Below are 13,668 nucleotides of genomic sequence, written 5' to 3'. Positions count from 1 at the left end.
GCACTTAATTGGTCGATATTACAGCTCGGCGAAAGGTAATCAAGAGTTTTTGTAAGAAAGTGCTGGAGGCAACCGATTACGCTCTGTATAATGCCACGGCAATATTTTATCTTTTCCGCATCCACCTTGGTGAGATATTGCCCATGCTACGTATTGTAAAAGAAGCTCTAACGTTTGATGACGTTCTCCTGGTTCCAGCCCACTCCACAGTTCTGCCTAATACCGCAGATCTTGGCACCCAACTGACCAAATCCATCCGCCTGAATATCCCTATGCTGTCCGCAGCCATGGATACCGTAACCGAATCCAACCTGGCCATTGCGCTAGCGCAGGAAGGCGGTCTGGGCTTCATTCACAAAAACATGTCCATTGAGCGCCAGGCGGAAGAAGTTCGCCGGGTGAAAAAACATGAAAGCGGCGTGGTCACGGACCCACAGTCCGTCACACCTTCCACCACGCTGGCTGAAGTGAAAGAGTTAACCGCGCGTAACGGCTTTGCCGGTTACCCGGTTGTCACCGAAGAAAACGAACTGGTGGGGATCATTACCGGCCGTGACGTGCGCTTCGTCACCGATCTGACTCAGCCTGTCACCGCAGTGATGACGCCAAAAGAGCGTCTGGTCACCGTCAAGGAAGGCGAAGCGCGTGAAGTCGTGCTGCAAAAAATGCACGAAAAACGCGTTGAAAAAGCGCTGGTGGTGGACGACAGCTTCCACCTGCTGGGCATGATCACCGTTAAAGACTTCCAAAAAGCAGAGCGTAAACCTAACGCCTGTAAAGATGAGCATGGCCGTCTGCGCGTAGGCGCTGCGGTGGGGGCCGGTGCCGGTAACGAAGAGCGTGTTGATGCGCTGGTCGCTGCCGGTGTTGACGTACTGCTCATCGACTCTTCACACGGCCATTCCGAAGGTGTGTTACAGCGCATCCGTGAAACCCGTGCCAAATACCCAGACCTGCAAATCCTTGGCGGCAACGTCGCAACTGGGGCTGGTGCCAAAGCCCTGATGGAAGCCGGCGTGAGCGCGGTGAAAGTCGGTATCGGTCCTGGCTCTATCTGTACGACGCGTATCGTAACCGGCGTGGGTGTTCCGCAGATCACCGCTATCGCCGATGCGGTCGAAGCGCTGGAAGGGACGGGTATCCCAGTTATTGCTGACGGTGGTATCCGCTTCTCTGGCGATATCGCCAAAGCGATTGCTGCCGGTGCGTCTTGCGTTATGGTTGGCTCAATGCTGGCGGGTACGGAAGAATCTCCGGGCGAAATCGAGCTGTATCAGGGCCGTTCGTTCAAATCTTACCGTGGGATGGGTTCTCTGGGCGCCATGTCCAAAGGTTCCTCCGACCGTTACTTCCAGACCGATAACGCCGCTGATAAACTGGTGCCGGAAGGTATCGAAGGCCGTGTGGCCTACAAAGGCATGCTGAAGGCGATTGTACATCAGCAGATGGGCGGTCTGCGTTCCTGCATGGGCCTGACCGGCTGTGCGACCATCGACGAACTGCGTACCAAAGCCGAGTTTGTGCGCATCAGCGGTGCCGGTATTCAAGAAAGCCATGTGCATGACGTGACCATCACCAAAGAATCACCAAACTACCGCATGGGCTAATGCTTTAACCTCTCTCCTGCGGGAGAGGGGCAGGGATGAGGGGGCAACCTCTCATCCCAAATACCCTTTTTGCTCTTTTTCTCTGTTGCTGGAATTTGCCTCACATGACAAAAAATATTCATAAGCATCGCATCCTGATCCTGGATTTCGGTTCACAATACACCCAGTTGGTTGCTCGCCGCGTGCGTGAGATTGGCGTTTACTGTGAGCTGTGGGCCTGGGACGTCAGCGAAGAGCAGATCCGCGAGTTCAATCCAAGCGGCATCATTCTCTCCGGTGGCCCGGAAAGCACCACCGAACTGAACAGCCCGCGTGCGCCAGAATATGTCTTCACCGCCGGCGTACCGGTATTGGGCGTGTGCTATGGCATGCAGACCATGGCGATGCAACTGGGCGGCCATGTACAGGGGTCAACCGAGCGTGAGTTCGGTTATGCGCAGGTGGAAATCACCCAATCAAGCGCCCTGATCCGCGATATCGAAGATGCGATCAGCCCGGCAGGCAAACCGGTATTAGACGTATGGATGAGCCACGGCGATAAAGTTACCGCTATCCCGTCAGATTTCGTCACCGTTGCCAGCACCGATACCTGCCCGTTTGCCATTATGGCCAACGAGGAAAAACGCTTCTACGGCGTACAGTTCCACCCGGAAGTCACCCATACCCGTCAGGGCCAGCGCATCCTGGAGCGTTTCGTACTGGATATCTGTGGTTGTGAAGCGCTGTGGACGCCTGCCACCATTATCGAAGATGCCGTTGCGCGTATTCGTGAGCAGGTCGGCGAAGATCACGTGATCCTCGGCCTGTCTGGCGGCGTGGATTCATCCGTTACCGCCATGCTGCTGCACCGTGCCATTGGCAAGCGCCTGACCTGCGTATTCGTAGATAACGGCCTGCTGCGCCTGAACGAAGCTGACCAAGTGTTGGAAATGTTCGGTGACCACTTCGGTCTGAACATCGTGCACGTGGCGGCAGAGAACCGTTTCTTGAGCGCGCTGGCGGGTGTGGATGAGCCTGAAGCCAAGCGTAAGATCATTGGCCGCGTCTTTGTCGAAGTATTCGACGAAGAAGCCTGCAAGCAGAGCGCCGTGAAGTGGCTGGCTCAGGGCACCATCTACCCGGATGTGATCGAGTCTGCCGCTTCCGCTACCGGCAAAGCGCACGTGATCAAATCGCACCACAACGTCGGTGGCCTGCCGAAAGAGATGAAGCTGGGCCTGGTGGAACCGCTGAAAGAGCTGTTCAAAGACGAAGTGCGCAAGATTGGTCTGGAGCTGGGCCTGCCGTACGACATGCTGTACCGCCACCCGTTCCCAGGGCCAGGTCTGGGCGTGCGCGTATTGGGCGAAGTGAAGAAAGAATACTGCGATCTGCTGCGCCGTGCCGATGCGATCTTCATCGAAGAGCTGCACAAAGCCGATCTGTACAACAAGGTCAGCCAGGCATTCACCGTATTCCTGCCGGTGCGTTCCGTTGGCGTGATGGGCGATGGCCGTAAATACGATTGGGTTGTCTCTCTGCGTGCGGTAGAAACCATCGACTTTATGACCGCGCATTGGGCACACTTGCCGTACGATTTCCTGGGCCGTGTTTCCAACCGTATCATCAACGAAGTCAACGGCATTTCCCGTGTGGTTTATGATATCAGCGGGAAGCCACCGGCGACGATTGAATGGGAATGATAAGTTAATATCAGCCTCACTCGATAGCGTGAATAGAATGAAAATCCTCTGTTTTACAGGGGATTTTTCTTTTTCAGTGAGCATTCATTGTGTTAGCCTCGAAAGTTTTGCCATCGGCATGATGTGGTGGCAGAATACGGCAAACTAACTTTTAAGAATTTTTTCGCATTGAATATTTTTTTACGTTATGCATCTGTAGGTGTGCTGAACACCTTTGTTCATTGGGCTGTGTTTGCGCTCATGTTTTTTAGTGGTTTTTCCCAATCAATATCCAACGTTGTTGCCTTTTGCATCGCGGTGACCTTCTCGTTCTTTGCAAACGCCAGATGGACCTTTAAAAAAGAAGCGACTACTGTCCGCTACATGGCGTATGTGCTGTTTATGGGGGGCATGGCATTTTGCGTAGGTTGGATCGCAGACGAAGTAAAGGCTAACCCAATAGTCACACTGATTACCTTTTCTGCAGTAAGTCTCATTTGTGGCTTCATTTATTCTAAACTAGTTGTATTCAAGGATGATAAATGAAAATATCGTTGGTAGTTCCTGTATTTAATGAAGAAGAAGCAATTCCTCTCTTCTATAAGTCCGTTCGTGAATATAAAGAGTTCGCAGACAAAGATATAGAAATCGTGTTTGTAAACGATGGGAGTTCTGATAAAACAGAGAACATAATATCAGCCTTGTCGCTAGCTGATGAGAAAATAAAAGTTATAAATTTCACGCGTAATTTTGGCAAAGAGCCTGCCTTATTTGCTGGTTTGGAGGCATCTTCGGGTGATGTCATCATTCCTATCGACGTAGATCTTCAAGATCCAATAGATGTTATCCCGTTATTGTTAAATAAATGGGAAAATGGTGCGGAAGTTGTTTTAGCTAAACGTATAGATAGACAGAGTGATGGAAGAATGAAGCGTAAAACTGCAGAGTGGTTTTATCGCATTCACAACAAAATAAGCAAACCGGCCATAGAAGAAAATGTCGGCGATTTTAGGCTTATGTCTCGAGAAGTCGTGGATAACATCAAATTACTTCCCGAAAGAAACCTGTTTATGAAAGGGATATTAAGCTGGGTGGGCGGAAAGGTTGACATCGTCGAGTATTCAAGAGCCCAACGAGTTGCTGGTTCAAGTAAATTCAATGGCTGGAAACTGTGGAATCTGGCGATAGAAGGTATCACCAGTTTTTCGACCTTTCCGCTACGGGTATGGGCATATATCGGTTTTTTCGTTGCCACTTTATCCTTCATTTATGGTGCATGGATGATTCTGGATAAATTAATTTGGGGCAATCCGGTGCCGGGCTATTCCTCTATTATCGTTTCTATCCTCTTCCTTGGAGGTGTGCAGCTAATAGGAATAGGTGTCCTAGGTGAATATGTAGGACGGATTTACGTAGAAACAAAACGCAGGCCGCGTTACATAGTTAAAAAGTGAGATGGGAAATCAGATGATCTGCAAAGACGATAAAAAAACATTGGCCTTGTATTCAGGCTTGGCTCTGCTGTTTATATATCCTCTTATTCAAGCTGGGGTGTTTTACAGGGATGACTTAGACCGAGCGATTACAGGTCAATATGGATGGCGTGGCTTAGGGCGGCCAATTGCGGATATTCTGATGAAAATCCTATCGGCGAGTGGGCGCTATAATCTTGACCTGTTTCCCTATACAATGATTGCATCTTGTCTGTTTATAGGTGCCGCTTCCTTCTTGCTTTTCAAACATTTGGTTAAAATGGATGTTCCGCATGCCAAACTTGTAGCGGCACTTTTGATATTCAATCCTTATCTATTACAAAATATTGCCTATAGATACGACTCTTTGGGTATGGTAATTGCCTTGTTTCTTGCCGTGTTAGCCTATACCTATAGGAACGACAGCATAATTCGTGAAGGCTCAATAAAAATAATAGCGGGCGTGTTATCGCTAACCCTCTATCAACCATGCATGAATATTTTCATCGGCCTGCTTGCCATTGATATGATGATTATTGCAGTTAAAAGTGAATCTACAATAGCTCATTCCATAAAATTAATAATAAACAAGGCAGTGACATTTGTTTGTTTTTATCTTGTGTACATGCTGTTTTTTGCTGTAAGAAACAACTCTCGTTCGGACATTATTTTGCCGAATGCTGAGGGGGCTGAAAAACTGTTAAGCACGATAAAGGGATTAAAAGAGCTGGTTTTGTCGTATTTTTACGGCCCTGTTTATATCTATTTCCTGGTGCCTGTAGTGGTTGCTTTGGTATTCATGATGGTCAGCAACTATGCACATGCCAAGAAAATAATTTCATTCATGATATACGCTTTGCTGTCATGCTTTATTTTCTTGGTGTCTCTAATGGGGCCAACAGTCCTTCTGCAAGATGCTCCTGTATTCCCTAGGACTTTGGTTTCATTTTCGGTTCTACTGGTTATTATTGCCATTCCGATTATGTATTTTTCGCCTAAATTAAAATATCTATCGCTCGTCCCGCTAATCACCGTGTTTGCATTTAGTGCTCAGCTAAGTAGCGCCATAAAGTCACAGCGTGAATATGAAGACTTTGTTTTTGACATGATTGCCAGAGAAATGCTGAGCTACCCAAACATAGAGACTATCGGCACTACTGGGCAAGTGAACATTAACGAAAGAACCAAGTTAATCATGGAAAACAAGCCGCTGATTGGCCATTTTCTTAGCCCGGCCTCTGAGTTTATAGCGTCTTTCCAGTTGATTAATAAGGGATTAACGCAAACGCTGCATGGTTACGTTGATGAGCAAGCCAATATGGATAGACTTGCAGGGATGAGAGAAAAAGGCATTAAGCCGGTATCCTCTAATAAGGACTATTCGTTATACGTTTCTGGTAATGAGGCCATAGTCACATTGGGAACCACTAAACATTAACTACTTATATTGGCTCAATAATTTTTAACTGAGCCTATGAATTTGGTTTATCTGTATCAAGCGGTTAATCTGGCCTGAGTTCGGAATTAAAATGGACTCAGGCCGTTCAGGTTATTGCTTTGCTACTTATCTATGCTTTCTCAGGAAAATTATCCATCAATATATAGCTGGCATCCTTACGTTTATGTTGATCGATCAGCGGCACCAGGCGTTTAAAGTGATCGCTCGCGCAGTGAGCATCCAACGCCGCGCGATCGGGCCACTCTTCGATAAAGATAAAGTGTCCGGCATCCTTTTGATCGACATACAGATCATAGGCTATGCAGCGAGGTTCCTGCTTGGTGGCTTCAACCAACTCTTGATAAAGCGGTAACACCGTTTCTATCGCTTCAACCTTGATAAAATCTTCGGCAATGACTTTCAGCATTTTTATTCTTCATCCACTTTTACGACTCGGGTATTGCCTAAGTTGAGTGCTTGCCCGGCATGACCGATGGGTGTCATGCGAGGTATTGGCTGACCGCTGTCGTTTTCCACCAGGCGTGAATAGTCCTCTCCTGCTGCAAAAAGATGGTCTTCTCCCCATTGGCGCAGTGCGACGATAATCGGGAAGATTTCTCGGCCTTTATCGGTCAGCAAATACTCCTGATAGGCGCTGCCATCGGCGGCAGGGCTAACTTGCAAAATCCCCTGGGCGACCAGCGTGCGTAGCCGAGTGGAAAGAATATTCTTTGCCATCCCCAGGTTCTTTTGAAACTCACTAAACCGGCTGATGCCGTCAAAGGCGTCGCGGATGATCAGTAATGACCACCAATCACCCAGCACATCCAATGTTCGTGCTACCGGGCATTGAGCATCCTCAAGGCTTTTACGTTTCATGCTGCGGCTCCAGAATTATTCTGGTTGCATTATAAAACCTCTTTCACTAAAGTGCATTGAGTTTAATAATGAAACCACTTTAACGAGGCGCTTGATGAGTGATAAACCGCTGGAAACCTTCCGCTCACAGTCTGTCGAGCTTTTGCCTACGTCACTGGTGCTGCTGTTGGCTACAGCCTGCGCCTTCAGCGTGGCCAATGTTTATTATGCGCAACCGCTGCTTGATGCCATTGCGGAGGATTTTAATATCAGCCTGGCAAGAGTAGGGATGGTGATTGCAGCGACCCAGATCGGCTGCGCCTGTGCGCTGTTATTGGTGGTTCCTTTGGGGGATTTGCTGGATCGCCATCGTCTGCTGGCGGTGCAGCAAATACTGTTGATTGCCGCGTTGCTGATGGTTGTGGTGTCTAGTAGCAGTTTGGCGTTACTGGCGGCTATGCTGCTGGTGGGGCTGCTGGGAACCGCGATAACGCAGGGATTGATCGCCTTTGCCGCGACGTTGGCCTCCCCGCAGGAACGTGGACGCGTGGTGGGGGCTGCTCAGGGTGGAGTGGTGATGGGTTTACTGCTGGCGCGCACCCTTTCTGGGTTACTGGCGGATATCGGCGGTTGGCGAACCGTCTACATTTTCTCAGCGGCTCTTACCCTGATATTACTTCCTGTTCTGGCTCGTTTATTACCAAAGCCGCCTGCTTACGAGTTGAAGTTAAGCTATTGGCAACTGCTGAGCTCAATGCTGAGCCTGTTGCGCCATGACCGGATTTTGCAGATACGCGGTATGTTGGCGTTGTTGATGTTCGCGGCATTCAGCATCTTCTGGAGCACGCTGGTTCTCCCTTTGAGCCAACCCCCATTTCTTTTTTCTCATTCGACCATTGGTGCATTTGGGCTGGTAGGGGCAGTCGGAGCGCTGGCGGCGATGAGAGCTGGGCATCTAGCTGACCAAGGCTGGGGGCAGACAGCTAGCGGAGTGTGCCTGTTGTTGCTGATGATCGCTTGGCTGCCGCTTGGGTTGATGGAGCGAGGAATGGCGTACCTGATTGGCGGTATTATCCTGCTGGATCTGGCCGGGCAGGCAATCCATGTCCTCAATCAGAGCATGATTTTCACTGCACACCCGCAGTCCCACAGTCGCCTGGTCGGGTGCTACATGCTGTTTTATGCCGTTGGCAGTGGGCTGGGGGCGTTTGCCGGTAGCCATATTTATGCGTGGGCAGGCTGGCACGGCGTATGCTGGTTGGGTGGTTCGGTAAGCCTGGTGGCATTGCTGTTTTGGTGGCGTACGCTGAAATATTGCCGTTGACCCTTTCAGACCTTTATGACGCCCCATGCAGCTATGATCCCCCCGATGAACGCACTGAGCGTACCAAGGATAGTGCCCGTTGCTGAAACCGCAAGCTTAAGAACAACGCTATCTTTGCGGTGAATACATCAGGTAATACTCTTCTCCGCCGTCACCACCGGTGGAGACGATCTGCCAGCCGTGCTTGTGATAGAACGCTATCGCCTTGTCATTTTTCACCAGGCACTTGAGCGAGCCGGTTGAGGTAAACGTCTGCTCTGCGGCATGCAACAGCGCGCTGCCCACGCCTTGTGGCGGCAACAGGGGGTCGACATACAGATTATGAATAAAATTATCGGCGCGATAAATTGAGACAAAGCCGAGCAGCTTGCCGTCCTGCTCGGCAACCCAGATCTCTTCGCCAATCGTTGAGCGATCAAAATCTTCCAGCCGGTAATTACGTGTGTCACGCCAGGTAAAGGCGGCTTGGCGTGCGGCCAGATACAGGCTGCGCAGAAAAGGACGATCGGCCTCTTGGTAAGGTCTTATGTGCATGGCGGCTCCTGATGATTTGCTAGCACTATAGCTGACAATCAACTCATTTCAACGCTGGTACCCAGCCGTTTCGCCAACCCTTTGGCCCCGGCCCGCATCACCGCATCGTGGTTCCAGCGAAATAGCGGTGCTGCCAGTGGTGCCAGATAGTTCATCCAGCGCGTAGTGGTTCGGACATGCCAGGTATAACGCGCAAGGGTATAAACCCCATCGGAACTTAACAACCATTGGCCGACCCCTTCTACTTCGCCGCTGGCTTGCCCCTCCAGTAGCTGTAACGGCACAATATTCACGATACGCATATCGAAGGTGATGCGGTAAGGCAGCACGCCTTGCCAGGTATAATGATGTAGCGCCCCGATGCCGAGCGCATCGCCTTTTCCTATTTCGACCACCTGTAACAGGTTTTTCCACCAGCTTGGCCAGATATCGGGATGATAAAGTACCTCCCATACCGTTGGTAACGGGGCTTTGATGCGCCAGAGGGTGGTGAACTGGTATTCGGCCATATCGGGTTCTGCCTTAAGGGGTAAAGAAGTCAGCGGGAAAATGCAGGTTGAACACCAGCGCATCCATCATCACGGTTTCCATTTCTCGATCGTTGCTATCGTAGCTGACCACCTTGGTTGGGAAGCCGTGGCTCTCCTCTAGCCAAACTTCATAACGGTGAACGCCATCGACGCTAACCCCCGCCACTCCAAGGATGGTGACATGCAAAGCGCCTTGGCCAGCCAGGGTCTCCTTGCCGACCACGGTCGTTTTTCCCCCTTGCTGGAGGCGGTGAATATTACGCAGCAAGGTGCCGACGTCCGATTGGTCTACACGGTGGCCGTTAGGGTCTTGTACCAACGAGTTGCTGGGTGACAGGCTCAACACCGGCAGAGTGCCGATACCGAATGGCCATACTCGCACCTTACCGCTATCGGGATCATAGATCAGCACGGCACCGCGATGAGGTTCGCTGAAATCCATCCGCACATAACCCGGCTTACGGTAGCTGTAACGCATCAGGGTACGATCGCCTTGTGCCGTTCTAGAGTCGATCCTGCATTGGTACGCAGCAATCTGCGCAAATTGCTCCTGCGCCAGAACCATCGGATCCGGTGAAATTGTGGGGGCAGCATTGGCACTGGCTATCAACGCCATTGCCAGTAGCCATTGGTTGCCGAATAAGTGGTTGATACTTTTCTCCCTGCGGAACCATGGCCGAAAAGGCTGGCCTCATTAATTAAATATAGGGTCTGGATCACAGGCGATGGCGGTTTATTCTTCAAACATCATACTATTCGAGTTTTTCGGGCTTAATATGCCACATACCTTGAATGAGCTTTTCGCCAATAAAAAAGGCTTCATTCCTCTCGGTTTGAAGCCCTGAGTCATCGTTCAAGCGTCGGTGCTTATTTCACATCGACCTGATAGAAAATGTGTTTACCGAACGGGTCGATTTCGTATCCGGTGACTTCTTTGCGCACCGGCTCAAAAATCGTCGAGTGGGCAATCATCACCGCAGGCATCTGATCGTGCATCATCTGCTGGGCTTCTTTGTACAGCGCTACACGTTTTTCGTGGTTACTTTCGGCGCGAGCTTCCAGGATCAGCTTATCAAACGGCTGATAGCACCACTTCGACGAGTTAGAACCGCCGTTGGCTGACGTGCAGCTATACAGTGGACCAAAGAAGTTATCCGGATCGCCGGTTGCCGTGGTCCAGCCCATCAGTGCGGCCTGATGCTCGCCGTTTTTCACCCGCGTCAGGTACTCGCCCCATTCGAAAGTGACTACTTTGGCCGTTACGCCCACTTTTGCCCAGTCGGCCTGGATCATCTCGGCCATGCGCTTGGCGTTCGGGTTATACGGACGCTGAACCGGCATTGCCCACAGATCGATGGTCATGCCGTTGGCGAAGCCGGCTTCTTTCAGTAGGGCTTTGGCCTTCTCCGGATCGTAATCGTAGTCTTTCAAATCCGCATCGGCACTCCACACGCCCGGTGGCAGTATATTTTTCGCCGCTGTGCCGGTACCGTGGAAAACCGCCTCGATGATCGCTGGTTTATTGATGGCCAGCGCCAACGCCTGACGGACCTTCACGTTATCCAGCGGTGCCTTCTGGGTGTTAAACGCCAGGAAGCCGGTGTTCAAGCCCGCTTTTTGCATCAGGTTGATGTCTTTATTTTCCCGCATGCGTGGCAGATCTGCCGGGTTAGGGAATGGCATCACCTGGCATTCATTTTTTTCCAGCTTGGCGTAACGGATCGACGCGTCCGGCGTGATGGAGAACACCAGACGGTCGATTTTCGCTTTGCCCTGCCAGTAATCAGGGAAGGCGCTAAACAGGATGCGGGAGTCTTTCTGATACTGCTTCAGTTCAAACGGCCCGGTGCCAATCGGCTCCATATCCACACGCTCTGGTGTGCCCGCTTTCAACATGCTATTGGCGTATTCTGCCGAGAGAATTGAGGCGAAATACCAGCCTAAATCGGCAACAAACGGCGCTTCCGGATGGGCCAGAGTGAAACGCACGGTATGGTCATCAACCTTGTCGATGGCGGTAATTAACTTGCCAAACTCCAGGCTCTCGAAGTTGGAGTAGTTGCCGTTGGAAACGTTGTGATAGGGATGGTTTGGATCTTTCTGGCGCATAAACGAGAAGATCACATCATCGGCGTTAAAATCGCGCGTCGGCTTGAAATATTTGTTGCTCTGGAACTTCACCCCTTGGCGCAGATGGAAGGTGTACACCTTACCGTCTTCACTGACGTCCCAGCTTTCTGCCAGGCTAGGCTGCAGTTCGGTGGTACCGACTTTGAAATCCACCAGTCGGTTATAGATCGGCACCGCACTGGCATCTACGCTGGTCCCCGAGGTGTAGAGCTGCGGGTTAAAGTTTTCTGGTGAACCTTCTGAACAATAGACTAACGTTTTTGCTGCTACCCCAGAGCTTATTGAGAGCGCTGCTACGGTCAGCGCAAGCTTTGTAATTTTAATTATCATCACTATCTTCCTGTTGGTGAGCCTACCACTGAAAAATAAAGCTTGTACTAAAGCGCTTAATAAATAACATTAAATTTACATTATCAGCAAACAACATCGAACGATAACAATGAGGTCAACGCTAGCCTCGGTAAAGGCAGTAGTTGGCAAAAATAAACTCTAACAAAAGGGTGAATTCTGAAAGATTGCTCTGGTGATCCTAGCCATGGGAGCCTTGCAAACGGGATGCGTTCATACACAACATAATGTCTTCACCGCTCGCCACGCAGTTAACCCAACGTTTCTTCCGCTACCTGGCCGTCACCAGCCAGAGCAACCCAGCGGTAAGTACTTTGCCCAGCACTCCTGGCCAGTTCGCCATGGCGGAGATGCTGGCTGAGGAACTACGCCAACTCGGCCTGGATAATGTGGTTATTGACGAACATGCCACCGTCACCGCAGTGAAAAAAGGCAACGTACCCGGTGCGCCACGTATCGGGTTCATCACCCATATCGATACCGTTGACGTTGGTTTATCGCCGGACATCCACCCACAAATCTTGCGTTTTACCGGTGAGGATTTGTGCCTGAACGCGCAGCAAGATATCTGGCTACGTACTGCTGAACACCCGGAAATCAAAGCCTATCCGGGGGAAGAGATTATTTTCAGCGACGGCACCAGCGTGTTGGGGGCGGATAACAAAGCGGCCGTCACGGTAGTGATGACGGTGTTGGAAAACCTTACCGCAGAGGACCAACACGGCGATATCGTGGTGGCATTTGTACCGGATGAAGAGATTGGTCTGTGCGGTGCCAAAGCGCTGGATATGGCGCGTTTCGACGTCGACTTTGCCTGGACTATCGACTGTTGTGAATTGGGCGAAGTGGTGTATGAGAACTTCAACGCCGCCAGCGCCGAACTGCGCTTTACCGGTGTGACCAGCCACCCGATGTCCTCCAAAGGCGTGCTGGTGAACCCGCTGCTGATGGCGATGGATTATATCAGCCACTTCGATCGCCAGCAGACTCCTGAGCATACCGAAGGGCGTGAAGGTTATATCTGGTTTAACGGCATGCAGGCATCACAAAGCGAAGCGCTGCTGAAAGCCAATATCCGTGATTTCGACTTGGCGAACTTTGAGCGCCGCAAGCAGCAGATTGGTGAAGTAGCGGAGAAGATTGCCGCGCAGTATCCCACCGCCCGGGTGGAGTATCACATCAGCGATACCTACAGCAATATCAGCAATGCCATCACCGATGACCGCCGGGCCATTGATCTGATTTTTGCCGCACTGGCCGAGTTGAACATTGAGCCTAAAGTCATCCCAATGCGCGGGGGCACCGATGGTGCTGCGTTGTCGGCAAAAGGGTTATTAACGCCCAATTTCTTTACCGGCGCGCATAACTTCCATTCACGGTTCGAGTTTTTACCCCTTAAGTCGTTCGAGGCTTCCTACTATGTGGCGTTAACGCTGTGCAAGCTGGCGGCTAAATAAGGGCCGATATCGCTTCAACATTATCGCAGCCAGGCTTGTTCAAGCCTGGTTAGCGAAAGTTTTCTTTGTTTGGCTAGCGCTAATAAACAAGAAAGCCATTACGGATTAGCAGATAAAAACTCAGACACCCGCTATTTTTTCACTATGTTCGGATGATCATCACCGTTCATGCCGGTATAGCTGATCATACCGCTCTTGAAACTATCCTATCGCCATTATCACCCAGAGCTTGTTGGCCGGCTATTACACTATGTTTAAGTGGGCGGGCCTAGAATGGCTGGGGCCGATTATGGCTTTGTATAGCCATTG

The 13,668-nt window shown here is 50.7% G+C and carries 13 protein-coding genes; 7 read left to right on the top strand and 6 right to left on the bottom strand.

All coding sequences use genetic code 11. The features are described 5' to 3' along the window. Nucleotides 1-143: 143 nt before the first annotated feature. From guaB to KGP16_RS19575, 5 genes are all read left to right on the top strand, one after another. Nucleotides 144-1,607 carry an IMP dehydrogenase gene (gene guaB, locus KGP16_RS19595; protein WP_137751186.1) on the top strand — a complete coding sequence of 488 codons (1,464 nt, stop codon included), beginning with the start codon at nt 144-146 and terminating at the stop codon, nt 1,605-1,607. Nucleotides 1,608-1,711: 104 nt separating this feature from the next. After that, entirely contained in the window at nt 1,712-3,289 is a 1,578-nt protein-coding gene (gene guaA / locus KGP16_RS19590; RefSeq protein WP_021178837.1) for a glutamine-hydrolyzing GMP synthase, read from the top strand. 126 nt (nt 3,290-3,415) lie between these two features. Further along, on the top strand, nt 3,416-3,814 hold the full coding sequence (locus tag KGP16_RS19585) for a GtrA family protein (RefSeq protein ID WP_301178828.1): 399 nt from the start codon (nt 3,416-3,418) through the stop codon (nt 3,812-3,814). Then, entirely contained in the window at nt 3,811-4,722 is a 912-nt protein-coding gene (locus KGP16_RS19580) for a glycosyltransferase family 2 protein (RefSeq protein ID WP_059201516.1), read from the top strand. Before KGP16_RS19585 ends, KGP16_RS19580 begins: the two co-directional genes overlap by 4 nt. Before the next feature lie 13 nt (nt 4,723-4,735). Then, entirely contained in the window at nt 4,736-6,178 is a 1,443-nt protein-coding gene (locus KGP16_RS19575; protein ID WP_218519031.1) for a glucosyltransferase domain-containing protein, read from the top strand. Between the two features lie 130 nt (nt 6,179-6,308). Here the strand turns inward: KGP16_RS19575 and KGP16_RS19570 are convergent, their stop codons facing one another. Both KGP16_RS19570 and KGP16_RS19565 read right to left on the bottom strand, forming a co-directional pair. Further along, the gene (locus tag KGP16_RS19570; RefSeq protein ID WP_223500221.1) at nt 6,309-6,605 is read right to left on the bottom strand and encodes a putative quinol monooxygenase; all 297 of its coding nucleotides are present in this window, start codon (nt 6,603-6,605) and stop codon (nt 6,309-6,311) included. Nucleotides 6,606-6,607: 2 nt separating this feature from the next. Then, nucleotides 6,608-7,057, bottom strand: coding sequence for a helix-turn-helix domain-containing protein (locus tag KGP16_RS19565; protein WP_021807173.1), 450 nt, complete (start codon nt 7,055-7,057; stop codon nt 6,608-6,610). A gap of 94 nt (nt 7,058-7,151) precedes the next feature. Here KGP16_RS19565 and KGP16_RS19560 point away from each other — a divergent pair, with 94 nt between their 5' ends. Beyond that, complete coding sequence (locus tag KGP16_RS19560) at nt 7,152-8,360, top strand: MFS transporter (RefSeq protein WP_223498197.1); 1,209 nt, start codon at nt 7,152-7,154, stop codon at nt 8,358-8,360. 108 nt (nt 8,361-8,468) lie between these two features. Here the strand turns inward: KGP16_RS19560 and KGP16_RS19555 are convergent, their stop codons facing one another. The 4 genes from KGP16_RS19555 to KGP16_RS19540 all read right to left on the bottom strand — a co-directional run bounded on the left by KGP16_RS19555 (nt 8,469) and on the right by KGP16_RS19540 (nt 11,884). After that, nucleotides 8,469-8,894: a GNAT family N-acetyltransferase gene (locus tag KGP16_RS19555; RefSeq protein WP_059201513.1), complete on the bottom strand. Its 426-nt coding sequence runs from the start codon at nt 8,892-8,894 to the stop codon at nt 8,469-8,471. A gap of 38 nt (nt 8,895-8,932) precedes the next feature. After that, nucleotides 8,933-9,403 (bottom strand): SRPBCC family protein, encoded by a 471-nt coding sequence (locus tag KGP16_RS19550; RefSeq protein WP_223500220.1) that lies wholly within the window; start codon nt 9,401-9,403, stop codon nt 8,933-8,935. A 13-nt stretch (nt 9,404-9,416) separates the two neighbouring features. Next, complete coding sequence (locus KGP16_RS19545; protein ID WP_223500219.1) at nt 9,417-10,040, bottom strand: DUF1571 domain-containing protein; 624 nt, start codon at nt 10,038-10,040, stop codon at nt 9,417-9,419. Nucleotides 10,041-10,291: 251 nt separating this feature from the next. Further along, a complete protein-coding gene (locus KGP16_RS19540) occupies nt 10,292-11,884 on the bottom strand; it encodes an ABC transporter substrate-binding protein (protein ID WP_021178829.1) in 1,593 nt (530 codons plus the stop codon). Nucleotides 11,885-12,129: 245 nt separating this feature from the next. On the opposite strand from KGP16_RS19540, the gene pepT reads away from it, so the two are divergent. Next, entirely contained in the window at nt 12,130-13,359 is a 1,230-nt protein-coding gene (gene pepT / locus KGP16_RS19535) for a peptidase T (protein WP_179247656.1), read from the top strand. The last annotated feature ends 309 nt before the right edge of the window (nt 13,360-13,668 follow it).

Origin of the sequence: Serratia sp. JSRIV006, assembly GCF_019968685.1 — a bacterium.
Lineage (GTDB): Bacteria > Pseudomonadota > Gammaproteobacteria > Enterobacterales > Enterobacteriaceae > Chania > Chania fonticola_B.
Note: the sequence above shows the minus strand (reverse complement) of the source record. Positions and strands in the feature narration are given on the sequence as shown.